This is a genomic window from Mycobacterium paraterrae (assembly GCF_022430545.2).
GTDB classification, from domain to species: Bacteria; Actinomycetota; Actinomycetes; order Mycobacteriales; family Mycobacteriaceae; genus Mycobacterium; species Mycobacterium paraterrae.
In genome coordinates this window covers 4,320,731-4,345,521 of the sequence record NZ_CP092488.2, presented here as the reverse complement: position 1 = coordinate 4,345,521, position 24,791 = coordinate 4,320,731, and the positions used below count along the sequence as shown (strand labels likewise).

The 24,791-nt window shown below is 65.0% G+C and carries 21 protein-coding genes; 14 read left to right on the top strand and 7 right to left on the bottom strand.

Features of this window, described 5'->3' with window-relative positions; all coding sequences use genetic code 11:
* Positions 1-26 precede the first annotated feature (26 nt).
* Genes MKK62_RS21110 through MKK62_RS21070 form a run of 9 tightly spaced genes read left to right on the top strand, consistent with a single transcriptional unit; the run spans position 27 to position 11,172 of the window.
* Positions 27-3,287, top strand: a complete 3,261-nt coding sequence (locus MKK62_RS21110; protein WP_240258010.1) for an MMPL/RND family transporter — start codon at positions 27-29, stop codon at positions 3,285-3,287.
* Complete coding sequence (locus MKK62_RS21105) at positions 3,284-4,534, top strand: glycosyltransferase (RefSeq protein WP_240258011.1); 1,251 nt, start codon at positions 3,284-3,286, stop codon at positions 4,532-4,534. The genes MKK62_RS21110 and MKK62_RS21105 overlap by 4 nt, the downstream gene beginning before the upstream one ends.
* Positions 4,534-5,280, top strand: coding sequence for a GAP family protein (locus MKK62_RS21100; protein ID WP_240258012.1), 747 nt, complete (start codon positions 4,534-4,536; stop codon positions 5,278-5,280). The genes MKK62_RS21105 and MKK62_RS21100 overlap by 1 nt, the downstream gene beginning before the upstream one ends.
* Positions 5,281-5,317: 37 nt before the next feature.
* The gene (locus MKK62_RS21095) at positions 5,318-6,754 is read left to right on the top strand and encodes a PE-PPE domain-containing protein (RefSeq protein WP_240258013.1); all 1,437 of its coding nucleotides are present in this window, start codon (positions 5,318-5,320) and stop codon (positions 6,752-6,754) included.
* 8 nt (positions 6,755-6,762) lie between these two features.
* Positions 6,763-7,581 carry a glycosyltransferase gene (locus MKK62_RS21090; protein WP_240258014.1) on the top strand — a complete coding sequence of 273 codons (819 nt, stop codon included), beginning with the start codon at positions 6,763-6,765 and terminating at the stop codon, positions 7,579-7,581.
* A 28-nt stretch (positions 7,582-7,609) separates the two neighbouring features.
* Entirely contained in the window at positions 7,610-8,650 is a 1,041-nt protein-coding gene (locus MKK62_RS21085; protein WP_240258015.1) for a polysaccharide pyruvyl transferase family protein, read from the top strand.
* A complete protein-coding gene (locus MKK62_RS21080) occupies positions 8,651-9,538 on the top strand; it encodes a glycosyltransferase family 2 protein (protein WP_240258016.1) in 888 nt (295 codons plus the stop codon). It abuts the gene before it with no gap.
* Positions 9,535-10,599 (top strand): polysaccharide pyruvyl transferase family protein, encoded by a 1,065-nt coding sequence (locus MKK62_RS21075; RefSeq protein WP_240258017.1) that lies wholly within the window; start codon positions 9,535-9,537, stop codon positions 10,597-10,599. Before MKK62_RS21080 ends, MKK62_RS21075 begins: the two co-directional genes overlap by 4 nt.
* 12 nt (positions 10,600-10,611) lie before the next feature.
* Entirely contained in the window at positions 10,612-11,172 is a 561-nt protein-coding gene (locus MKK62_RS21070; protein WP_240258018.1) for a class I SAM-dependent methyltransferase, read from the top strand.
* Positions 11,173-11,177: 5 nt separating this feature from the next.
* On the opposite strand, the gene MKK62_RS21065 is transcribed toward MKK62_RS21070, so the two are convergent.
* From MKK62_RS21065 to mutA, 7 genes are all read right to left on the bottom strand, one after another.
* Positions 11,178-11,840 carry an O-methyltransferase gene (locus MKK62_RS21065; protein ID WP_240258019.1) on the bottom strand — a complete coding sequence of 221 codons (663 nt, stop codon included), beginning with the start codon at positions 11,838-11,840 and terminating at the stop codon, positions 11,178-11,180.
* Positions 11,841-11,859: 19 nt separating this feature from the next.
* Complete coding sequence (locus MKK62_RS21060) at positions 11,860-13,596, bottom strand: AMP-binding protein (protein ID WP_434085107.1); 1,737 nt, start codon at positions 13,594-13,596, stop codon at positions 11,860-11,862.
* 81 nt (positions 13,597-13,677) lie between these two features.
* Positions 13,678-14,259, bottom strand: coding sequence for a carboxymuconolactone decarboxylase family protein (locus MKK62_RS21055; RefSeq protein ID WP_240258021.1), 582 nt, complete (start codon positions 14,257-14,259; stop codon positions 13,678-13,680).
* A gap of 18 nt (positions 14,260-14,277) precedes the next feature.
* Positions 14,278-15,543 (bottom strand): esterase/beta-lactamase LipL, encoded by a 1,266-nt coding sequence (lipL, locus tag MKK62_RS21050; RefSeq protein WP_240258022.1) that lies wholly within the window; start codon positions 15,541-15,543, stop codon positions 14,278-14,280.
* A 42-nt stretch (positions 15,544-15,585) separates the two neighbouring features.
* Positions 15,586-16,584, bottom strand: coding sequence for a methylmalonyl Co-A mutase-associated GTPase MeaB (gene meaB, locus MKK62_RS21045; protein WP_240258023.1), 999 nt, complete (start codon positions 16,582-16,584; stop codon positions 15,586-15,588).
* A gap of 4 nt (positions 16,585-16,588) precedes the next feature.
* Complete coding sequence (gene scpA, locus MKK62_RS21040) at positions 16,589-18,850, bottom strand: methylmalonyl-CoA mutase (RefSeq protein ID WP_240258024.1); 2,262 nt, start codon at positions 18,848-18,850, stop codon at positions 16,589-16,591.
* A 5-nt stretch (positions 18,851-18,855) separates the two neighbouring features.
* Positions 18,856-20,736, bottom strand: a complete 1,881-nt coding sequence (gene mutA, locus MKK62_RS21035) for a methylmalonyl-CoA mutase small subunit (protein ID WP_240258025.1) — start codon at positions 20,734-20,736, stop codon at positions 18,856-18,858.
* 176 nt (positions 20,737-20,912) lie between these two features.
* Here mutA and MKK62_RS21030 point away from each other — a divergent pair, with 176 nt between their 5' ends.
* The 5 genes from MKK62_RS21030 (at position 20,913) to MKK62_RS21010 (ending at position 24,790) form a co-directional block, all read left to right on the top strand.
* Complete coding sequence (locus MKK62_RS21030) at positions 20,913-21,194, top strand: FeoA family protein (RefSeq protein WP_240258026.1); 282 nt, start codon at positions 20,913-20,915, stop codon at positions 21,192-21,194.
* The gene (gene feoB / locus MKK62_RS21025; protein WP_240258027.1) at positions 21,191-23,104 is read left to right on the top strand and encodes a ferrous iron transporter B; all 1,914 of its coding nucleotides are present in this window, start codon (positions 21,191-21,193) and stop codon (positions 23,102-23,104) included. The genes MKK62_RS21030 and feoB overlap by 4 nt, the downstream gene beginning before the upstream one ends.
* Positions 23,101-23,667, top strand: coding sequence for a NifU family protein (locus tag MKK62_RS21020; protein WP_240258028.1), 567 nt, complete (start codon positions 23,101-23,103; stop codon positions 23,665-23,667). The genes feoB and MKK62_RS21020 overlap by 4 nt, the downstream gene beginning before the upstream one ends.
* 35 nt (positions 23,668-23,702) lie before the next feature.
* On the top strand, positions 23,703-24,446 hold the full coding sequence (locus MKK62_RS21015) for a TVP38/TMEM64 family protein (protein ID WP_240258029.1): 744 nt from the start codon (positions 23,703-23,705) through the stop codon (positions 24,444-24,446).
* A gap of 98 nt (positions 24,447-24,544) precedes the next feature.
* Positions 24,545-24,790, top strand: coding sequence for a hypothetical protein (locus MKK62_RS21010; protein WP_240258030.1), 246 nt, complete (start codon positions 24,545-24,547; stop codon positions 24,788-24,790).
* Position 24,791: the final 1 nt, after the last annotated feature.

Genomic DNA, 24,791 nt, shown 5'->3' with positions numbered 1-24,791 from the left:
ACGCTACCCCGGAGGTAACCACGCCCATGTCGTCGCGGACGGTTGAGGTTGACCCGCCCGCGACGAAGGGCGTCTATCCGAAGCTGGGCGCGTTCGTCACGCGGCATCCCCTCGTCGTCATCGTGGTCTGGATCGCGCTCGCGGCGGGGGTATCCCTGGGTCTGCCGCCGTTGGCAGTGGTCATCGGGCAAAAGCAGGCGCAAATCATGCCCAACGACGCGCCGATGATGGTCGCCGCCCGGGAGATGGTTGCGGCCTTCCACGACAAGGGAACTGACAACGTCGTCCTGGCCGTGCTCACCGACGACAAGGACCTCAGCCCCGCCGACGAAGGCACCTACCGAACCCTGGTCGGAAAACTGCGCGAAGACTCCGCCGACGTCGTGTCGCTGCAGGACTTCCTGGGCTCGCCCGAAGTTCGCGAGGTGCTGTCCAGCAAAGACAAGAAGGCGTGGTACCTGCCAATCGCCCTTGCCGGGCACGCGGGTTCGGCTGAGGGCGCGGTCGCGTTTCAGAACGCGTCCAGGCTGATCAAACAAACCGTCGCGGGGTCGACGCTCGTCGCCCATCTGGCGGGACCGGCGGCCACCGCCGCCGACCTCACCGCGATCAGCGAGCGCGACATGCACGTGATCGAAATCGGCACGGGGATCATGGTGTTGCTGATCCTGCTGATCGTGTATCGCAATCCGCTGACGCTGGTCATGCCTTTGATCACCATCGGCATTTCGCTCGTGACAGCGCAAGGCGTGCTGGCCGGATTGGCCCTACTGGGCCTCGGCGTGTCCAGCCAGACCATGGTGTTCATGAGCGGCATCGTGTACGGCGCCGGCACGGACTACGCCGTGTTTCTCATCAGCCGCTATCACGACTACGTGCGCCGCGGCGAGGACTCGGACCAGGCGATCAGAAATGCGTTGGGCTCCATCGGAAAAGTCATCGCCGCCTCGGCGGCCACGGTAGCGGTGACTTTCGTCGCCATGGTCTTCACCAAACTGCCCGTGTTTTCGACGGTGGGCCCGGCGTTGGCCATCGCCGTCACGGTGGCTTTCTTTGCTGCGGTGACCGTGCTTCCGGCGATCATGACGCTTGCGGGGCGGCGCGGCTGGATCAAGCCGCGCCGCGAACTGACCACCCGGTTTTGGCGCGCATCGGGTGTGCGGATCGTGCGCCGACCCAAGATCCACCTGGTCGCGAGCCTACTGATTCTGATCACCCTGGCGGTCTGCTCGGGCTATGCGCGCTACAACTACGACGATCGTAAAACTCTGCCGAGCTCGGTGGAAAGCGCCGCGGGATACGACGTGATGGCGCAGCACTTTCCGCTGGACACGATCATCCCGCAGTACCTGTTCATCCAGTCGCCGCGCGATATGCGAGACCCGAAAGTCTTGGCGGACCTGGAGCAAATGGCGCAACGAGTGAGTCAGCTACCCAGTGTCTCGATAGTTCGGGGTATCACACGTCCGACCGGCGAGTCACTGGAGCAGGCCAGGTTGGCATGGCAGGCCGGTGAGGTCGGCAATAAACTCGGCGACGCCTCACAACAGATCAACGGCCATACCAACGACCTCGACACGATGACCGACGGGGCCGACCAGCTGGCAAATGCGTTGGGCGATTTGCGAAGTCAGGTCGACCAGGCGTTGCCCAACATCACCGGCCTCGTCGATTCGCTGACCTTCCTGCAGAAGAACTTCGGCGGCACCAAGATTCTCAACCAACTCGACGACGCCGCCAAACTCGTCGGCGACATGCGCACGCTCGGCCAGACACTCGATCTGAACGTCGTCGACGTCAACAACATCGCCAGTTTGGCGAGGCCGATTCTGAACGCCCTCGACACAACCCCGGTGTGCGCTCTGGACCCGAACTGTCTCTCCGCCCGCAATCAACTGCAGCGCATCGCCGAAGCGCATGAGAGCGGCGCCCTCGACAACGTCGCGGAGCTGTCGAAGAAGCTCGAATCGACCGAGGGCACAGAGAGTCTCGGTGCGGCAACCGACAAGTTGAAGCAACTCGTCAGCCAACTCAACAGTGCGACGCAGATGTTGGGCGGCGGCGGCCTGCAGGCGAAGCTGGCCTACCTGCAGAACGGAGCCAATCAACTCGCCGACGGCAGCCGCAAGCTCGCCGACGCCGTCGCCCTCCTGGTTGGCCAAACCAAGCAGATGGGAGCGGGTCTCAACGACGCCTCCGGCTTCCTGATGGCGATGAAGAACGGCGCTAACGCACCGCCGATGGCCGGATTCTTCATCCCGCCGCAAGTCTTGACGCGGGACGACTTCAAGAAGGCGGCGGGCATTTTCGTCTCCCCGGACGGACATGCGGTGCGGTACCTGGTGCAGACCAAGCTGAATCCGTTCAGCATCGCCGCCATGGATCAGGTGAACGCGATCCTCGACACGGCTCGGCATGCACAACCGAACACCACCCTGTCCGACGCCAAAGTGTCGCTGGCCGGAATCTCGGTGGGACTACGCGATACCCGCGATTACTACAACAAAGACTTCAACTTCATCATCGTCGCGACGGTAGTCATCGTCTTTCTGATCCTGATCGGCTTGCTGCGGGCGATCGTGGCGCCGCTGTACCTGATCTGCTCGGTGATTGTCTCGTATCTATCGGCGCTCGGCATCGGCACCATCGTGTTCCAGTTCGGCCTGCACCAAGAGTTGCACTGGACCGTTCCCGGGCTAACGTTCATCATCCTGGTGGCGGTCGGGGCCGACTACAACCTGCTGCTCATTTCACGAATACGCGACGAGTCGGCCCACGGCATCCGGGTCGGGGTGATCCGCACAGTCGGCGCGACCGGCGGCGTGATCACCGCAGCCGGACTGATTTTCGCCGCATCTATGTTCGGCTTGTTGTTTGCCAGCATCAGCATGATGGTGCAAGCCGGCTTCGTGCTCGGCACGGGAATCCTGCTGGACACTTTCTTGGTACGCACCGTGACGGTGCCCGCGATCGCCACTCTGGTCGGCAATGGCAACTGGTGGCCGTCCCGGCCCAAGAAGTCCAGGCCGCTTGCCCTTCGTCGGACGAGTCGCTGGGCGCGATTCAAGAAGCGGGTCACGCCGCGATTCGGCCGACGGCGCCGCGCCGTACCCCAGCATGACCAAGAATTGTTGCACGACAGTGCATGTCAAAATGAGCTCACTTCACTTCCGCCGTTCGGTGCACTACCGGAATCTGCATCCGCGGGCGAGCAACCCGCTGAGCGACGACCGGTCGCACTGGCCGTGGTGCTGAATCGGCGGGTCGGCGGAAGGCTTGACCGATGAAATTCGCCCTGGGGATCCACGGCAGCCGTGGCGACGTCGAGCCGTTCGCCGCACTCGGCCTGGAGTTGCAGCGCCGCGGTCACGAGGTACGGATGGCGGTTCCGCCCAACATGACTGGCTTTGTCGAGTCGACCGGTCTCGCCGCCCTCAGTTACGGGCCGAGTTCCGAAGCCGTGAACGACGAGGAATTCGTCCGCAATTTCTGGGACATCACGACTCCGGTCAAGATCGCGCGTGCCGGCAAACATTATCTCGGCGAGGTCTGGGCCGACATGGGCAGGACCTTGCAGTCCCTGGCCGATGGCGCTGACCTCTTGCTGACTGGCATGGTTCAGCAGGGACTCGCCGTCAACGTCGCCGAATACCACCGGATTCCGCTCGCGGAGTTGCACTGCTTTCCGGTTCGGGCCAACGGTCAGATTCTGCCGGCGGTTCCATCACCTCTGGTTCGGTCGAGCATCTCGGCGTTGTGGTGGGCGCATTGGCTGATGACGAAACGTACCGAGGACGACCAGCGCCGACAGCTGGGGCTGCCGCGGGTGACCCGGCCCTCGACGCAACGCATCATGGCGCGCGGATCGCTCGAAATCCAGGCGTACGACAAGGTGTTCTTCCCTGGCCTGGCGTCCGAGTGGACCCGATGGAATCGCCAGCGCCCCTTCGTCGGTGCGCTGACGATGACGAAACCGACGCCTGTCGACGACGAGATCACGGAGTGGTGCGCTGCCGGCACACCGCCGATCTATTTCGGCTTCGGCAGCATGCCGGTGCGGTCTTTTAGCGCAACGGTGGAGATGATCAGCGCGGCCTGTGACGAACTGGGAGAGCGAGCTCTGATCGGTGCCGGTGCCCACGACTTCGACGGCAGCGCACGCTCCGAGCGTGTCATGATCGCGGAGTCGATGAACCACGGCGCGATCTTCCCGTTGTGCCGCGCGGTCGTCCATCACGGAGGGGCCGGCACCACGGCCGCGGGCTTGCGGGCCGGGCTTCCGACGCTGGTCTTGTGGGTCACCGCGGATCAACCGATCTGGGCGGCCCAGATCAAACGACTCAAAGCCGGTTCCGCCAGACGCTTTTCAACCACCACCCGCGAGTCGCTGGTCGCCGATCTGCGGACCGTTCTCACCCCCGAGCATGTCGCGGCCGCACGTTCGTTAGCCCGCCAGCTGACCCCGCCCGCGGTCAGCGTGCGCTCCACGGCCGACCTTCTGGAGGGTGCAGCCAGAGCGAGGCGGGTCGCCTGATGTGGAGCGCAGTCTTGTTTTTCGGGATCATTGCCGCTCAAGATCCGGTACGGATCGGGATCATGGCGTTGTTGATCTCGCGCCCGCGCCCGCTGTCCAATCTGTTCGCGTATTGGTTGGGCCTCATGACGTCCGGATTCGGACTGGCACTCGCAGCGCTCTTCTTCTTGCACGACTTGTTGATTCCCATTGTGCGGCTGACGCATTCGATCGCGATTCATCCCGCACTACCGTTCGTGCAGGTCATGGTCGGTGTGCTCGCGCTGGTGGGCGCCGGCATGCTGATCAGACCCCGGTCGGTGCGCCGGAGCGTACCCGCGATGATGCCCGCCACCGGTATCGACCCGCAGATCGCCGAACCCGCCGTGTCACCGGCAGCGGCCGCTCGCGTCAGTCTCCCCCGGCTGTCGTGGTCTAGCGTCCTGGAAAGAAAGTCGCTCGGAATGCCATTCGTCGCCGGACTGGGCACCTCTACTCAGCTGCTCGAATTCTGGGGGGCAATGCTGGCGATCCTCGCGTCGGGTGTGCCGGCCGCCACCCAGGTCGCCGCCGCACTGGTTTTCACTTTGGTGGCGTACACGATCACAGAGATTCCGCTCGTTGCCCACGTGATTTCGCCGGCCCGGACCGAGTACGTCGTCATGGGCATGCACGCGTGGTTATTCGCCCGTCGCAGAACAATTTTCGGACTGCTACTCGGCGCACTCGGTGCGATGATGGTCGCAAAAGGTGTCGGGCAATGGTGACATCGGACATCAACATCACGGGGCAACGGAGGCGGAAATGACGAACCGTGTTGCTCGCGGCAAGTGGGTCGGCATGCTAGCCACCGCAGGCGTGGGTCTACTGCCGCTGGCGCCGTTGGCAGCCCCGGCGGTCGCACACGGCGACGACACGCTTCCCTACCTAGTGATGGGCGGCAGCGGCATGCCGCTGCCAGACGACGCCTGGGTCAACACGATCGAGAGTCTCTTTCTGCCGTCGAACGCCGATGCAACCGCGCTTTACACGCCGGAACAGTTCTATCCGTTAGGCCTGGACGACCTGACGCTCGACGACTCGGTGTCACAGGGGCTCAGCGACTTGGATACCGCCTTGAAGCCCTACATCGATTCCGGTGCGCAAGTGGGCGTTTTCGGGTACTCGCAGAGCGCGATCATCGCGTCGTTGGAGATGTCAAAGCTCGAGGCCGAAGGCGTTCCCAGTTCAAATGTCAGTTTCACGCTGATCGGTGATCTGATGAACCCCAACGGCGGCATCTTCGAACGCTTCGCCGGCCTAGACCTGACCAGCCTGGGAATCGATTTCTCCGGCGCAACACCGTTCGACGACTACCCGACCACCATCTACACCATGGAATACGACTACTGGGCGGACTTTCCGAAGTATCCGCTCAATCTGCTGTCCGACCTCAACGCGTTCATGGGCCAAACTCACTTCGACTACGACACCCTCACCGCAGAGCAGGTCGCATCGGCAATCCCGCTGGAAACCACCGGAGGCCTGACGGATTACTACATCATTCCGGTGGACGACCTTCCGCTTTTGGACCCGGTCCGCGATATACCGATCATCGGCAATCCGATCGCCGACCTCCTCCAACCGGACCTCACCGCGTTGGTGAATCTGGGTTATGGAGACCCCGAATACGGGTGGTCGACCACCCCGGCCAACGAGGCCACCGAGTTCGGCCTGTTCCCCAGCATCGAAGACCTTGAGAAGCTTCCCAACCTGTTGATCACGGGCACCCAGCAGGGAATCCAGGACTTCATCGGCGACTTCACCGGCACTGGACCCAATCCCGTTTCGCTATCGCTGGATTCGCTGTTATCCGGTCTGACCGACTCGACATCATCGACCTCGACCACCGCGCTCGATCCCGACGCGGTCGTGTCGGCGCTGACGACCCTGTTGAACGACCCCGCGGCCCTGGCGGCCGTGCCGGGCGACCTCACCGACGCCTTCACCGAAATCACCAACACCCTGTCCGGGAGCCTGGCCGCTACCGAGGACATCCTCTACGCGGCGCTGGTCAGCGTTCCCGAGTACAACCTGAGTCTTGTTCTGGACAATCTGGACAACCCGATCGAGGCGCTCGGATTGCCGATCGCTGCCGATCTGGCTATCTACGAACTGTTGGGCGGCTTCCAATCCACCGTCCTCGAGAACGCAGCATCGTCGATCGCCGCGTCGCTGACCGAATTGCTTCCGGCACTATGAGCCGGCCGATGCCCGTGGTGGCCGCCGTCCCCAACTACAACATGGGACAGCATCTGCGCGAACTGATTCCGCAGTTGCTGGCTCAGAACTATGAGCGGATCTTGGTCCTCGACGACGCCTCCACCGACAGCAGCGTCGACGTGGTCCGGGGGTTCGGTGATGACGTCCAACTCGTGCGCAGTCCCCAGAATCGCGGCGCCGGCGCCAATCGCAACCAAGTCATCGACCACGTCGGCGACGGGACTCTCATCCACTTCGTCGACGCCGACATGGAGTTGAAGACCGCCGGCACTCCCGAAGTGGCGCGGGAACTCGCCGAGCGCTATCGCCGCGACGGCGTCGGCATGATCGGCGGGTTGGTCAGCCGCGTCGATGGAAGTCAAGAGTACTGCAACTACGGCGCGGCATTCTCGGTCTGGGGCAATTTCACGTCGAATGTCCCACGGCTGGTTGATCATTGGCGGCACCGGCCGCGGCTCGCAGGCACGGTACACCGGGTGGCGGGGCCGATGGCCCCCGGCTGGCCCAGTCTGTTGGACGAGCCGATTCCCCGGCCTGCGTTCTGGCTGCATGAGGGCAATCTGCTCGTCTATTCCGACGTGTTCAAAGGCGTCGGCGGCTACGACCCGGCACTGCGCTCGCACGAGGCCCAGGACCTGGCGATCCGCCTGCACAACAAAGGCATTGGCAGGCAATTCGATCCTGGTATCCGCGTCGTCCACCACCACATCGACGTCCGCGGAAAGAATCGGCGGAAATGGGAGAGCTCCGCTACCCGCTATCTCATCCGCAAGCACGGAATGGCGCGGTTCCTTGTCGGCAGTTGAGCCCGGACCATCCGATCACGCAGCCCTGGTGGCGTACCTGGGCTGGCAGGGCATGGGCAACATCGGTGACGACGCCATCTACGACGCCGTGCGTTCGCAGTTGCCCGGTGCCACCGTCCTGCATCAGCCGCGCTTTCCCGGTGAGCGATTACGCGCCGCGACAACCGGATTGAATCGATCACTGCGGCGCAGCATTCAACTCGTCGGCGGCGGCACCCTCATCGGCCGGCGACATTGGCGACGGATGGTGGTTCGGGGTCAGACGCTGACCAGGCGTAACGGGAGCTATGCGATTGGTGTCGGCGTGGAAGACCCCACGTTCGTCGGGAAACGCAGCGGCTCAGGCAAAGGCGAGTTGCAGCGTTGGGTGCCGCTGCTGTCGGAGTTTCGCACGGTGTCCGTGCGCGGGCCGCGCAGCGCCGAGCTGCTGGCCGACGCCGGACTCGACGTCACAGTCGCCGGTGATCCCGCCCTGCTGTTGCCCCGCCCCGACGTCACCGCCGAAGACGGCCTGATCGGACTCAACCTCGGCTTCGGCGACGATCTCTGGGGCCGGGACCCGAATCTGGTCGCGTCGCACATTGGCGGTGCCGTGCGGCATTTGACGTCCGAGGGCTATCGATTCGTCGGCATCCTGATGAACCACGCCGACCGACGATGGACCGAACAAGCCCTCGCCGGCATCGACGCCGACATCATCCACCCACCCGACGCCACCACCGCCGCCCACCAACTCGCCCACTGCTCACTAGCCATCGTCAGCCGCCTACACGCCGGAATCCTCGCCGCCCTGTCCGCCACCCCCGTCATATCCCTCGAATACCAACCCAAATGCCGCGACTTCGCCCGATCCATCAACGACGAACGCTCACTACTACGCACCGACACCCTCACCACCAGCACCGTCATCGACCACACCCACCACACCCTGCACAACGCACCACACATCCGAACCACCACCCACCACGCCGTCACCCACCTCCGCCAACAACTCACCCACCAATACGCCACCGTCGCACACCAACTCGGCCTCCCCACACCGACCAGTCAGCTATCAAAGGGGCATTGAATGCTCGCGTTCATCACCACGCTGCGACATCCCCACAACTCCACCGACTACGGGCGAGTCGAGTCGCTGCTGCAGAACACCCTGGAGTCGCTGACCCGGCAGTCGTGCAACGACTATGTCGCCTTCGTCGTCGGCAACCGCAGACCGTCATTTCCCATGCCGCACCGGACGGTCTTCGTCAACGTCGATTTTCCGCCTCCCTCTAGGGTGAACGGCCCCCGGACCGGTCCGGCACCGGTCATCTGGGACAAGGGCACCAAGAACGCGATCGGGCTCGTCGCCGCACGCGACTACCAGCCCGACTACGTAATGCCCATCGACGCCGACGATTTCGTCCACCGAGATGTGACGGCTTTCGTGCGGGATCGTCCTAGTCGCGATGGATGGGTGGTGAAACGTGGGTGGGTGTACTCGCGCGCGCGAAACGCCTACCGTCTGCGCAGGCGTTTCCACCGGGTATGCGGGACGTCGTTCATCATCCCGTTCGACGCCTACGACGTCCCGCCCGGCCTGACGGTGTCTTCGACGCAGCACGACATCGCCGATGCCTTCGGTGAACGGCTCGAACAGATCCTCGAACACGGTTACGCGTTCGACTACTGGCGCAAACACGGACGAAGGCTGCAGGCACTACCGTTCCCCGGAGCCGTCTATCACATGGACACCGGCGAAAATCACTCCGGCAATGAGCTTTTCGGCCCAGCTCTGCCCTATCGGCAACACCTCTTTCGTGACTTCGCGATCCGGCCCTCACGGAGCCCGTCTTCGAGCCTGTGGGCCGCAATCGGGCCGCCCGCCCTCAAACCCGACCTGAGGTTTCAGCTGCCGATGTTCCTGCAACCGAAGTCGTTCCTGCAGACCTACGATCCGCCGGTGCGGTCCCAATGACCACCACGAACGATGCCCTGGTGGCGTACCTAGGCTGGCAGGGCATGGGCAACATCGGTGACGACGCGATCTACGACGCCGTGCGTTCGCAGCTGCCCGGTGCCACCGTGCTGGAGATGCCGCGCTTTCCCGGTGAGCGATTACGCGCCGCGACAACCGGATTGAACCGATCGCTGCGGCGCAGCATTCAACTCGTCGGCGGCGGCACTCTCATCGGGACCCGTTACTTCAGAAGGCTGATCGGCCGGGGTCAGGCGCTCACCCGCAACAACGGGAGCTATGCGATTGGTGTCGGGGTGGAAGACCCGATCTTCGACCGACGCCAAAATGCCCAAACTACCGACGAGTTGCAGCGTTGGGTGCCGCTGCTGTCGGAGTTTCGCACGGTGTCCGTGCGCGGGCCGCGCAGCGCCGAGCTGCTGGCCGACGCCGGACTCGACGTCACAGTCGCCGGTGATCCCGCCCTGCTGTTGCCCCGCCCCGACGTCACCGCCGAAGACGGCCTGATCGGACTCAACCTCGGCTTCGGCGACGACGACCTTTGGGGACAAGATCCAGCACAGGTCGCCGAGCAGATCGGCGGTGCCGTGCGGCATTTGACGTCCGAAGGCTATCGATTCGTCGGCATCCTGATGAACCACGCCGACCGACGATGGACCGAACAAGCCCTCGCCGGCATCGACGCCGACATCATCCACCCACCCGACGCCACCACCGCCGCCCACCAACTCGCCCACTGCTCACTAGCCATCGTCAGCCGCCTACACGCCGGAATCCTCGCCGCCCTGTCCGCCACCCCCGTCATATCCCTCGAATACCAACCCAAATGCCGCGACTTCGCCCGATCCATCAACGACGAACGCTCACTACTACGCACCGACACCCTCACCACCAGCACCGTCATCGACCACACCCACCACACCCTGCACAACGCACCACACATCCGAACCACCACCCACCACGCCGTCACCCACCTCCGCCAACAACTCACCCACCAATACGCCACCGTCGCACACCAACTCGGCCTCCCCACACCGAGCTACGACCGAAACGCGAGGTAAACCATGCCCAGAATGATCACGACACTGCGTCAGAAGACCGACTACACCCGGTGGTCGGATACCCGTAACATTCTGGCGTCCTGGGAGTCTCGCACCCAGCGAGCCGCGGCGCTGGTGCCCGAGGGCAGCCGGGTGATCGAATTCGGTGCTGCCAACCGCGTTCTGGAGCGGCACCTTCATCACACGTGCACTTACACCCCGTCGGACATCGTCGACAGGGGGCCTGGCACGCTGGTGTGCGACCTCAACCTGAGGCCACTTCCGGATTTTGGCATCGGTGCCTACGACGTCGCAGTACTCATGGGCGTGCTGGAGTACATGCGGGACCTACCGTCGGTGATCGGCTGGCTGACCGAACTCGCCCCGACGTGCCTGTTGTCCTATGCGTGCGCGCGCGGCACTCGATACTCGCCCCGGCGGGCCTTCGGATCCGTCGGTCGTCTCAAAGCGGGTTGGCTGAACAGTTACTGCGACAACGAAATTCGATCACTATTCGCCGCACGGGGCTTCCTGCAGGCTCATGAAGAGACCTGGCACAATCAGCACCTGTTCGTCTTCTCGCGGCAGCGGTGACCGGATCAAGCCGCTTTGAGCTCGACGATTCCGAGGCGATGCCAGCGGGCCAGCGAGTCCGCGACCGCATCATCTGATCGGATCTCGCGCCATGCCTTGCGCATCCCGTCGCAGTAGGTGATGTCGTCGAACAGCACCAGACCGCCCGGTGACATGCGCGGCCGCAGAATCTCCCACTGCCTCATCACGAAGTCGTAGTCGTGGATACCGTCGACCAGGGCGATGTCGATGGGTGCCGGGATGTCGTCGACGCGATCCTCGAAGGCTCCGCGGATCAACGAGAACCGGTCGGTGATCGTGCTGATGTTACGTTCGGCGATGTCCGCCCAGTCGGGGTTGATTTCGAACGAATACAACCGGCCGCTGTTGAGCGCCGCACCGAAGTACATCCCCGAAACGCCGAACGCCGAACCGAACTCCACGACGACCGCCGGGTCGCGCTCGGCCACCAGGTAGGCATACAGGTCGCCCTGCGACGAGGGTGATCGCACGTCGTCCGGGCTGAATCGGTCCTCGGGCAGGCCATACACCGGGGCCAGCGGCTGCGCCCCGATCATGTTGGCGCTCCGAGCAATCGATTCGATCTCACTCTTTCGGGGCGAGGCCGGCAGTCTGCGCGGGATCTTGGCCAACCGCGATTTTCCCCACAGTTTCACTGGTGTGATCATGATGGCGAGTCCCTGTCTTCTAGGCGTCGAGGCGCGCGAACCGGTCTTGCTGATACTGTTCGACGCACGCTCGGCGCCGCACCTTGCCGCTGGTGGTGATCGGTATCGACCCCGGCGGCACGAGGACGAGATCGGCGATGCTCAAGCCGTGCGATGTCGAGATCGCCGACGTGACATCGTTTTTTACGCTCGCCAATTGCTGGGCCGCATCTTGGCGCGCCTGGTCCTTGAGTTCGGCGATAGCGACCAGCTTCTCGATGCCGTCGTCAGGGACCGAGATCGCCACGCAGCGCCCACGGGTGATCAGTTGGATGGTCGCCTCGATGTCGTCGGGCGAGTGATTGCGCCCGTAGACAATCAGCAGGTCCTTGATCCGACCGATGATGAACAGTTCGTCGTCGTGAAAGAAGCCCAGGTCGCCGGTCCTCAACCAGGGACCTTCGGGGGTGCCCGGCGACGGATCGGAAAGCTTGGCGCGGAAGGAATATTCGGTTTCCTGCGGTTTGCGCCAGTAACCGGTGGCGACATTGTCGCCGTGCACCCAGATCTCGCCGATAGTGGCAGCTCCACATTCGACGCTGGTGTCGGGATCGACGATCCGCAGAATCGGCGAGCGCGGCACGCCGTAGCTGACAAGCGCTGTGCCGTCTTGGTTTTCGCAGCGCTGGGCGTGGCCATCGGACAAGCCTTCGGAATCGAAGTGAACGATGTGCTGCTCCCCGGGTTGACGGGTCACGATGTACACCGTGGCTTCGGCCATGCCGTAGGAGGGACGAATTGCCGTCGCCGGAAAGTTGAACGGGGCGAAGCGTTCGTTGAAGCGCTTCAACGTCGCCGGTTGGACGCGCTCGCTGCCGTTGATGATGCCCAGCACTCCGCTGAGGTCAACGCCCTGCAATTCGTCGTCGGACGTCTTTCGCGCGGCGACCTCGAACGCGAAATTGGGCCCCGCAGAGAAGGTGTGGCGATACGCGCCCAGTAACCGCAGCCACCGGGCGGGTCGCGCCAGGAACGCGACCGGGCTGGTGAGCACCGCGTGGTGCCCGGCCAACAGCGGCACACAGACGCCGATCAGCAGTCCCATGTCGTGGTAGAACGGCAGCCACGAGACAAAGGTGGTATCCGGTGGCGATACCGCACCGCGGTCGGCGAAGTAGTCGGCGAACATCTGCTCGAAGTTCGCCATCAGATTCTTGTACGTGATTTCGACGCCGGCAGGCGCACGGGTCGATCCAGAGGTGTATTGCAGGTACGCGGTTTCGGTCCGGGTCTTACGGCTGGGCCGGAACTGGCTCTTGGCCTCCAGATCGACCCGGTCGACCTCGACGAGAACGGGAGCGGATCCTGCGTCGGGATGAGACGTGAGGTATTCGGCCACGCCTTGGGCCACGTCCGAGGTCGTGAGGACGACCGAAGGAGCCGCGTCGAGTAGGACCGAATTCACCCGTTCGTCGACGACTCCGCCCAACGGCACCGAGAGCGGGACGGGAATCAGTCCGGCCTGCAGCGCCCCGAAGAACGCATCGATGTAGGCCAGCCCCTGCGGCGCCACGATGACCGCGCGGTCGCCGGTGGCACCATGCTTGCGCACTTCTTGCGCGACATTCAACGACCGCCGGTACAGCTGGGAATAGGTGATCGTCTCCGAATCGCCGTCCCAATTCTGCTCGTAGTCAATATAAGTGAACGCCTTCTCGTTGGCCTGAAGACTGGCGCGCTCGCGCAGAATATCGGGAATAGTCAGTTCGGCCACCATTGTCACTTTACCGCCGCGGGCAGCAGGCGCAATCGCTACGCGCAGTCCAAATGCGTTGCCGGGCAATGACTGACGCGTCAGTCAGTTAGCTCGAGGCTGTCGTCCGTCCGGCGGCCAGCTGACGATGTCCTCCTCGAGCGGCACCTGCAAGCTTTGCAGAATCGAGGAAACCATGCGCCACGCGCCGATCGCTGTGACGAGTTCGACGAGCGTCGCCTGGTCGTCGCCGAACACCCGCTTGCACGCCGCCCAGCTGTCGGCACTGACCACGCCGCCGCGTACCACGTCGTCGGTCGCCGCCAGAACAGCTTGCTCAGTAGAGCCGAACCCTCTGTGCGACTGCCATTCTCGAACACCGGTCAGGTCGTCGGCGCTCACCCCGAGCCCCTGGGCGACCCGCCAGTGCTGGGACCATTCGTATTCGCATCCGGTCAACCAGGCGATCCGCATGATGGCGAGCTCGCGTAACCGGGAGTCCAGCTTGCCCTGCCACAGCATCCTGGCGAGAAGGTCATTGAGACCACTAGCCAGCTTGGGGTGGTTGAGCAGCACCTGGAAGATAGCGAGCTCGGCCATATAGTCCGGAACGCCCGCCTCGTCCGCAGCGGCCTTCGCCTCGTCCACTGTCAGACGGGGAACTCGGCCTTCTCGCTCAGACGTCACGTGTATCTGGCAGACCCGTTATAAGGCAATGGCTCCCGGCTCGACAGACGGTGACCCGAAGTCGGCTACCTGTTCGAACCCATGCTTGCGCGCCGCGGCCGCACCCATCCGGCACAGCGCGCTGGTGGCGACTAACCCGCCGTGATCGACGAGCACGAACGGCGTGAGCAGACGGTTGTGCACGAAACCGATCGCCAAACCGCTCTCCGGATCGGCCCATCCGACGGAACCACCCAGACCGACGTGGCCGAATCCCGGAACCACGCCCAACGGCAATTGGTGATATCCGAGATGGAACGACAGCGGTATTACCAGGTTCCCGTCGGGCCGCGAGCTTCGTCGACCGACGAGTCCAGCCGTCACCTCAGGCGACAGGAACTGGGTGCCGTCGATGCGCCCTCCATTGGCGAGCGCTCCGTACATACGCGCGAGCCCGCGCGCCGTCGCGACCCCGTTGGCCGCCGGAATCTCGGCATCCAGCAACGGAATCTCGCCTTGAGCGACCGCTTTGACGCCTGGGAAGTACATCGAGCTGAAACCGGCGGCCTGCGGGATGGCGGCAATCAGCGGCGCCACCGCGTTGAACACCGGGTTCTGAAATGCGCTCTGCGGCATGATGATTTGCGCGGCCCGCGTCGGCGCCGCCGCGGGCGGCCGACCCAGATGCAGGCCGTCGGTGCCCAGCGGCTCGGCCAGCTCGGTGCGGATCAGTTCCCGCATGCCTTTCCCGGTCACCGCCCGCGCCAAGCCTGACAGCAGCCAGCCGTAGGTCAGCGCGTGATACGCGGACTTGCCGAACGAATAGCCGGGACGTGCGGCCGCCAGGCGGCGCTCCATCAGCTCGTGATCCAGCAGGTCACGTTTGCTGGCTCCGCGCAATGCCGAAAGTCCAGCCTGGTGGCGCATCATCTGGCGGACGGTGATGTCGGCCTTGCCGTTCGCGGCGAACTCCGGCCAGTACTGCGCAACGGGTACGTCGTATTCGATCAGGCCTCGGTCGACGAGACGGTGAATGACGGTCGAGGCCATCCCCTTGGTCGCCGAGAACACCATCGCGCCGGTGTCCGCCGTCCACGGCTCGCGTCCGCGCCGGTCCGCGTAGCCGGTCCATACGTCGACGACAGGCTCGCCGTCGAGATACACCGCCAGTGCCCCGCCGCCGAATCGGCGGCCGTGGAATGTGCTGGCGAAGCTGCGCACCGCGCAGGCGAAATGGGGATCGGCTGCGCCGTGAACGCCGCGCGGCAGCACGGACCGGCGTTTGCCCACTACGTCGAGGGTCATGTCGTCGAATCTACCGTTTCACTCTATGAACGAAGTGAGGATTCACCCATTCGTTATGGACGCTAGTTCCAGAATTTGCTGAGCAGCCAGCGCCGGCGTCAGTTCACCGTTGGTCACCCGCCGTTCGATGTCGGCGCGAGCTTTGCGAACCGCCGAGTTGGACAGCACCCGGTCCAGCACGGTGTCGCGCACCATCTGCCACGTCCAGTCGACTTGTTGGGCCCGCCGCCGCGACTCGAACTCCCCTGCCTCGGTGAGCACGTCCCGGTGCCGTTCGACGGTGCTCCAGAGCTCGGCCAATCCGCTGCCTTCCAACGCGCTCATAGTGAGAACCGGTGGACGCCAGAGGGTTTCGCGCGGATAGATGAGCCGAATCGCTCCCGAGAGCTCACGAGCCGCTTTGCGCGCCTCCGCCAAGTGATCGCCGTCGGCCTTGTTGACCACCACGATGTCGGCGAGCTCGAGCACACCCTTCTTGATGCCCTGTAGCTGATCGCCGGTGCGGGCGAGCGTCAGAAAGACGAAGGTGTCCACCATGTTGGACACCGCAACCTCCGACTGCCCGACACCCACGGTCTCGACAAGGATCACGTCGAAACCGGCGGCCTCCAACAACACGATCGTTTCCCGGGTCGCCTTGGCGACTCCGCCCAACGTGCCCGAGGTCGGTGACGGCCGGATATAGGCATCGGGATGTGTCGCCAGCCGCGGCATCCGGGTTTTGTCACCGAGGATCGACCCGCCGGTGCGGGTCGACGAGGGGTCGACCGCAAGTACCGCAACCCGGTGACCCTGCTCGATCAGGTACATGCCGAGAGCCTCGATCGTCGTCGACTTGCCGACTCCAGGTACCCCGGTAATGCCGACGTGCAGGGCGTTGCCGGCGGCCGGCATCAGCTCCAGCAGCAGCTGTTGCGCGCGATCGCGGTGATCGGCACGGGTCGACTCAACCAGTGTGATCGCCCGCGGCAGCGCGGAGCGGTCGCCGCCGCGCACCGCCGCGGCGAGAGTGTCGACGCCGCTGCCGTTGTCGGTTGCCATGCGGCTACAGCGTGTATCCGAGTCGCTCGGCCAGTTTGTGCAACAGGTCGATGGCCGCGTCGGCGATCACCGTGCCGGGCGGGAAGATCGCGGTGGCTCCGGCCTCGTACAACTCGTCGAAATCGCCCGGTGGGATCACGCCGCCGACCACCACCATGATGTCGGGGCGACCGACCTCGGCCAGCGCATCGCGCAGCGCGGGCACCAGCGTGAGGTGGCCCGCCGCCAGCGAGGACACCCCGACGATGTGGACATCGTTGTCGGCGGCCTGACGGGCCACTTCGTCCGGTGTGGAGAACAGGGCACCGACGTCGACGTCGAACCCGAGGTCGGCGAAGGCCGTGGCGATCACTTTCTGACCGCGGTCGTGGCCGTCCTGCCCCATCTTGGCGACCAGGATGCGCGGCCGGCGACCATCGGCCTCGGCGAACTTCTCGACGAGCTCAGTGGCGTTGGCGATGTTCTCGGCCTTTCCGGCTTCGTCGCGGTAGACCCCGGCGATGGTACGGATCTCGGCCTGATGCCGCCCGTAGACCCGCTCGAGCGCGTCGGAGATCTCGCCGACGGTGGCCTTCGCCCGGGCCGCGTCGATCGCCAGCGCCAGCAGGTTGTTGCCGAGCCCGTCTCGATCTCCCGTCCCGGCACCGCCGGAATGCGCCGCCGCGGCGCGCGACAGCTCGGCCAGAGCCGCGTCGACCGCCGACTGGTCCCGATCGGCGCGCAGCCGCTCGAGCTTGGCCAGTTGCTCGGCCCGCACCCGGCTGTTCTCGACTTTCAGGACCTCGACTTCCTGGTCCTCTTCGACCTGGTACTTGTTGATCCCGATCACCGGCTGGGCACCGGAATCAATGCGGGCCTGAGTCCGGGCCGCCGCCTCCTCGATCCGCAGCTTCGGGATGCCTTCGCTGATCGCCTGCGCCATGCCGCCGTGCTCGGTGACCTCGGCGATGTGCGCCCGCGCGCGCTGCGCGAGCTGGTGGGTCAGCCACTCCACGTAATACGAACCGGCCCACGGGTCGATCGGGCGGGTGGTGCCCGACTCCTGCTGCAGCAGCAACTGGGTGTTGCGAGCGATGCGAGCCGAGAAATCGGTGGGCAGTGCCAGCGCCTCGTCGAGTGCGTTGGTGTGCAGCGACTGGGTATGACCCTGGGTGGCGGCCATCGCCTCGATGCAGGTGCGCGCGACATTGTTGAACGCGTCTTGAGCGGTCAGCGACCAACCGGAAGTCTGCGAATGGGTGCGCAGCGACAGCGATTTAGCGCTCTTGGGATTGAACTGTGCGACCAGCTCGCTCCACAGCAACCGGCCCGCCCGCAGCTTGGCGACTTCCATGAAGAAGTTCATGCCGATGCCCCAGAAGAACGACAGCCGGGGCGCGAAGGAGTCGATGTCGAGGTCGGCGTCGAGGCCGGCCTTGATGTAGTCGACACCGTCGGCGAGCGTGTATGCCAGCTCCAAATCCGCTGTGGCCCCGGCTTCTTGAATGTGATAGCCGGAAATCGAGATCGAGTTGAACTTCGGCATCTTGGCGCTGGTGTAGGCGAAGATGTCGGAGATGATGCGCATCGAGGGCTTCGGCGGATAGATGTAGGTGTTGCGCACCATGAATTCTTTGAGGATGTCGTTCTGGATGGTGCCGGCCAGCTTTTCCGGCGGCACGCCCTGCTCCTCGGCGGCCACCACATACAACGCCAGGATCGGCAGCACCGCGCCGTTCATCGTCATCGACACCGACACCGACGACAGGTCGATGCCGTCGAAGAGCTGGCGCATGTCCAGGATGGAATCGATCGCCACACCGGCCATTCCGACGTCGCCCTGCACCCGCGGGTGGTCCGAGTCGTAGCCGCGGTGGGTCGCGAGGTCAAAGGCTACCGACAGACCCTTCTGCCCAGCGGCCAAGTTGCGCCGGTAGAACGCGTTGGACTCGGCGGCCGTCGAGAATCCGGCGTACTGGCGGATGGTCCACGGCTGGTTGACATACATCGTCGGATACGGGCCGCGAACGAACGGCGGCTCCCCGGGAAAGGTGTTGAGGGGATAGCCGTCGGACTCGAGGGCAGCTCGGTCAGCGGCAATGTAGACCGGCTTGACGACGATGTCTTCCGGTGTGTGCCACAACAACTGGTCGGGGCTGTACCAATGCGCGGCCGCGGTCGCGGCGATGTGCTTGTCGACGGCGTCGGGGGTCGACGGCGCGACGCTTCGTTCGCTGTCGAGCGGGACGTCGGAGAAGTTGCCGACCACAGGTGTAGTGGTTGTCATAGTCGCTATGCCCCTAAACGATCCAGCAGGTTCGAAAGAGCTTGCACCGCATTGATTTTCGCGGTCAGAAACTCGTCCGGCTGATGCGCCGCCTCGGCCACCGACTTCGCCGGCCCGGCCAGACAGACGTACGCCACACCCGCGGCGCGGGCCGCCTCGACGACGGCTGAGGCCTCAGTGCCGTACCGGACGTCGGTACCGCAAACCACCGCAACGGCCGGCGACCCCGCGTCGGCGACCGCCTTGGCTACACCCTCGGCTGCGATGGTTCCCGGGTTGACGGCTTCGATACCGCCGGAGGCCAAGAGGTTCGACGCGAACGTGGTCCGGATGTTGTGCTCGGCCAGTGGACCAAGTGGCAACAGCAGCGCGCGGGGACGCGACTCCGTGCGCCCCAGGAACGCATCCGACCGGTCACGCAACGCCTCGAACTCGGCGGCGTAGCGGATGAGCTTGCCCGCGGCCAGCGGCGAATACGATGAAAGGCTCTGCGGCAGAGCCGGTTCCGCGATATTCGGGTATTCGTTGACCCCGGTGATCGCGGTTCTGCGGTGGGCGATGTCGTCCGCGCGCCGGCGGGCGATCTCGTCGATGTGTCCCGCGATGTAGTCGCGCGCTTCGACGAATCCGCCGTGCCGTTCGATGTCCTGGAAGGTATCCCAGGCCTGGTGCGCCAACCGGTCGGTGAGGTCTTCAACGAACCATGAACCGCCGGCGGGGTCGAGGATCCGGCCGACGTGTGACTCTTCCAGTAGCAGCAGTTGGATGTTGCGAGCCATCCGGCGCGCGAAACTCGTTGCCATCCCGGGGAATCCGCCGTCAATAGCGACGTCGAAGGGATACACCAGGACAGTGTCTGCACCACCGACACCGGCACCGAACGCGGCCAGCGTCGTGCGGAGCATGTTCACCCACGGATCACGTTGGGTCATCATCGGCAGCGATGTCTCGGCGTGCACGACGGCTCCGCCGCTGTCGGGCGCTCCGAGGACCTCGGCGACGCGTGCCCACAGTCGGCGCAACACCCTCACTTTGGCGATCGTCAGGAACTGGTCGTCGTCGGCGGCCAACCGGAAACTGATCTGGGTCAGGGCCTTGGCGACCGGTAGGCCAGCTTCGGTGAGCTCGCGCAGGTAGGAGACCGCGACCGCAATGCTGCCGGCAAGTTCCCACGTCGCGTTGGTGCCCAGGTTGTGCAACGCGGGCCCGTCGACGGTGATCGCTCGGACCCCGATGGTGTCGGCCAACCGGGCGGCCATGGCCAGGACCTCTGCCAGCGGCGGGGCCGGGCGCCCGCTGAGCGCCGAGCTGAGCGGATCCGCACCGAGGTCGACCGACACAATTTCGCGCTGGTCGGGTTCGACGTCGGCCACCAGGTCGAGCATCACCTCACCGGCCGCCTGGTAATCGGCGCCGGCGTCGAGGATCACCGGCGCCATGCTCAAATAGACGCCGTCGAACACCTTGCGAAGGTGGGCGGGTAACACCCCCGACTCCCCTACCCGGACCAGTAGCGCGCTGGCGCCTTCGGCGAGCGCGGCCAGCACCGCCGAGTTGACGTCTTCGGCCGCCACCCCGGCTACCCGGCCGGCCGGGATGGCCTCGGCGACCTTCCACCCGGACTTGACGTCGCGTAAGGCGTCGGCGCCGCGCACAAAGGGCCATTCGCCCGGTAGCGGCGGCTCGGGCAACTCGTCGAGCGCGGTGTAGAGCGCCCGGATCGCGACGGCCTCGTAGGTGGGGGTTTCGAGCAGCTGCTCGGGTTCCGGCCCGAGGTCGTCGATATCACGCCGGGTGCTTTTGGCCAGGACTCCGGCCACCGCGGTTCGCCAGCGGGCGCGACCCTGCTCCAGATCGGCAGGCTCAGCGGACACATCGACTGACACCGGCGGCTCCTTGTCCAGCACGTGACATCCCGACGCTGGTCTGTCACCCGCAAACCAGGCTAAATGATGGTCGTTAGTGTCACGCCTCACACTGCGAAGCGCGAGTTTTAACAGCCTGGCGCCCGTCCAGGTGAGGAGTACCTTACTAAGGTAGAACGGCTAACGTTAGGGCGATCATGCGTACTGACCCGCAGAGCGCACGCGATCAATCCGAGACCATCGTGCTTGCGCAGCTGACCCCCGGGCGGCGGGCGACGGTTGTCGGTACGGTGGCACAGGCGAACCCGGCGATTGCGAACCGGTTGGGGCAGCTGGGTTTTCGAGCCAAGGCCCGCGTCGACGTGATCCGCCGTGCCCCGTTGGGTGACCCCACCATCTATCGGGTGCACGACACCGAGCTGTGCCTGCGCAGTCGCGAGGCACGGCTCATCGAAGTCGTCCCCGATGCCGACCGATGACGGCCTGCCATGACGTCGAAGGTTCCGCGGTTGCTGTCACCGGTATCCGCCGGGTGGCGCTGGTCGGTAGCCCGAACGCCGGAAAGACCAGCGTCTTCAACCATTTGACCGGCTTACGCGCCAAGACCGGCAACTATCCGGGCGTCACGGTGGGACGCAGCGTGGGCACCGTCCACGTCGACGGCGTGCCGATCGCAGTAGAAGATCTACCCGGCACCTACAGCCTCGACCCGATCAGTCCAGACGAGCAGGTAGTAACCGACCTGCTCACGGGCGAGTGCCCAGGCATCGACCCGCCCGATGCGATCGTGCTGGTCGCCGATGCCACCACGCTGCGTCGGTCGATCCTGCTGATCGGGCAGGTCATTCGGCTCGATCTGCCGTGCCTGTTGGTGCTGACCATGGGCGACGAGCTGACCCCCCGCGGCGGACGCATCGACACCGGCGCGCTTTCCACCGCGCTGGGCATCCCGGTCACCGCGGTCGTCGCGTCCCGTGGATCGGGCATCGAGCACGTGCGGAAGCAACTGGCGTCCTTGGAGCAGTGGCAACGTCCGCCGGTGCTGCCCCCGGTCGGCCAGGACGCCATTGATGCCTGGGGCCAGTCCGTCCTAGAAGCCGCCGATTACATTGCGCCGCAACCGGATCGACGCACGGCCCGGATCGACCGGGTGCTGCTGCATCCGCTGTGGGGCACGGTCATCTTCTTCGCGGTGATGTTCTACTTCTTCCAGGTGTTGTTCACTGCGGCGGCGCCGTTGCGCGACGGCATCGGCAGCGCGCTGAGCTGGCTGGGCGGCCAGGTCGCCGAGCATGTCGGCAACCCCGTTGCGCGTGGACTGCTCAGTCAGGGACTCATCGGCGGTGTCGGCACCGTCTTGCAGTTCATTCCCCAGATTGTCTTGTTGTTTTGCCTGCTCGCGTTCCTCGAGAGCGTGGGTTACATGTCGCGGGCGGCGTTCCTGATGGACCGGGTGATGGCCAAGACCGGGCTGGAGGGCCGCGCGTTCGTGGCGATGCTGTCGTCGTTCGCCTGCGCGATCCCCGGCATCATGGCGACCAGAACGCTGCCGTCATCACGCGACCGAATCGCGACGATCGTCACCGCGCCGCTGATGACCTGTTCGGCACGGTTGCCGGTGTACACCTTGCTGGTCGGCCTGTTGGTGGCACCGCGGACCCGATGGTGTGGACTCAGCGCGCAGGGCGTCACGATGTTCCTGCTCTATCTGGGCGGCGGGCTGTCCGCGCTGTTGGCAGCGCTGATTGTCAAGTCGACCATTCTGCGTGGGGATCTGCTGCCGTTCACCATGGAGCTGCCGCCCTACCGGCTACCGTCGCCGCAGGCGATGCTGGCTGCGATGTGGAGCGCGGCGCGGGTGTTCCTGCGTAAGGCCGGGACGATCATCCTTGCCACGTCGCTGGTGCTGTGGGCGCTGCTGAACCTCCCAGTGCGCGAAGCCCAGACGCGAGGCATGTCGACAACCGACGCGACCGCGTACGTGATGAACCACAGCTTTGCCGCCGACGTGGGTCGCGCGGTCGAGCCAGTCTTCGCGCCGCTGGGCTTCGACTGGCGAACCGACATCGCTCTCGTCGGCTCGCTGTCGGCCCGCGAAGTGTTCGTCTCGACCCTCGGACAGGTGGCGGCCGCGACCGACCCGGAGTCTCCGCAGGACGCCCTGGCCGCCCTGACCGACGACCACGGTGACCGCATCTTCACCGCTCCGACCGTGATTGCGCTGATGGTCTACTTCATGTTCGCGTTGCAGTGCATGTCCACGATCGCGGTGATGCGTCGCGAAACCAACACCTGGCGGTGGCCCGCGTTCGCGTTCAGTTACATGTTCGTTCTCGCTTGGACGATGGCGTTCGCCGCGCGCTGGGTTGCCACGGGCCTGGGCACATGATTCCCATCCACGCCACCGCGACGACCAACCCACAGCAGGTGCGCTGGGTGGTCTCGGCCGACCGGTTGCCGGCGCGCGGCAGGGTGCTTGAGGCCCCAGGCCGTCTGGGCGAGTTGCTGGGCGGCGCGATCGACGCCATCGAGGTGCGCACGGCCGACGTGCTGATCACCTTGCGCCCCGGCGCTAGCTGGCGCGAACTGGGCGACGACGTCGCGAAGGCGCTGTCCGACGCACTGCTGGATTCGGCGGCCTGGCGGCTCGACCCCGCGGCCGACGGCACGTCCGGACTTGCCGGGACCACCGCCGAATTGCTGGCTGGACCAATCGGCGCGCTCGCCGAATCTCACGGCGGCTCGATCGAATTGGTGTCGGTCGACGGCGACAACGTGACCGTCCGGTTGTCGGGCGCCTGCCACGGCTGCCCGGCGGCGAGCACCACGCTGCACGACAACTTGCAGCGCGAGCTGCGCCGACGGTTCGGCCGTGACATCACTGTCGTCAGCGAAACCGCCTCGGCCGCAGTGCCGTTGGGCCGCAAATTGCTGTCCCTGTTCGTCCGCTGACGGGCAGCGCCTTCAGGCTCCGTAGGCTGCACGCTGTGATTCGACCGACCCGCAGACTCGCCGACGGGCTGCGGCCGCTGGGCTCCGCGGTGGTTGCCTCCGCGCGCCAGCTGTCCAAGCGTCGGTTGATCCTGACGTCGGTGGTAGTCGTCGCGCTGGTTGCGGTGGCGCTGCTGGTCCGGTTGCCGTCCGCGGTGCAGTTGCGGGACTGGGCGATGACGATGGGCCCGTGGTTGCCGCTGGCGTTTCTCGGCGCCCACATCGTTGTGACCGTATTGCCGTTCCCGCGTACCGCGTTCACCTTGGCCGCCGGTCTGCTGTTCGGACCGATGCTCGGCGTGACGCTGGCCGTCGCGGCCAGCACGATCAGCGCGATGATCGCGCTGGGCCTTGTTCGCGCCGCCGGCTGGCAACTGAACCGACTCGTACATCACCAAGCCGTCGAGAAGGTCGATGCCCGGCTACGCGAGCGCGGCTGGGTCGCGGTGATGTCGCTGCGGTTAATCCCGGTAGTGCCGTTCGCGCCGCTCAACTACGCGGTTGGGGCGTCCGCGGTCCGGGCGCTGCCCTATCTGCTGGCCACCGTGGCGGGCTTGTTGCCCGGGACGTCGGCCGTGGTGATCCTCGGCGATGCGCTCACCGGCCACGTCAGTCCACTGTTGTTCACGGTGTCACTGTGCACCGGGCTGATCGGACTGGCGTTGTTCAGCTACGAAATCCGCCAGTACCGCCGACACCACCACGCCGCGCCGACGGACACCGATACGGCATTGCCTTGATAAGCCCAGGAACTACACAGATTTCAGCTATACACTTAAAAACTGAACGGTTTTTCTGATCGTCGCATCGCCGGTAGCTGTCTGAGAGGCAACCAAAAATGGACGTCACGCATCTCGTCGCCGCCGTAATCGCTACGGTCACAATCACTTTCGGCTCCGGCATCGCCGCGGGCGCGCCGCTGGACCCGCCGCCGTCCGACCCGAACCCGGCAGCGCCGGCGCCGACACCGAAACTTCCCGCGATGAAATGCTGGCCCTACGGTCGAGTTGGCCCGGGCAGCGCCCGAGGTGGTGGTGGCGTTCCGGTCTACCCGCCGCCGTGCCCGCCCGGTACCCCGCACTGAG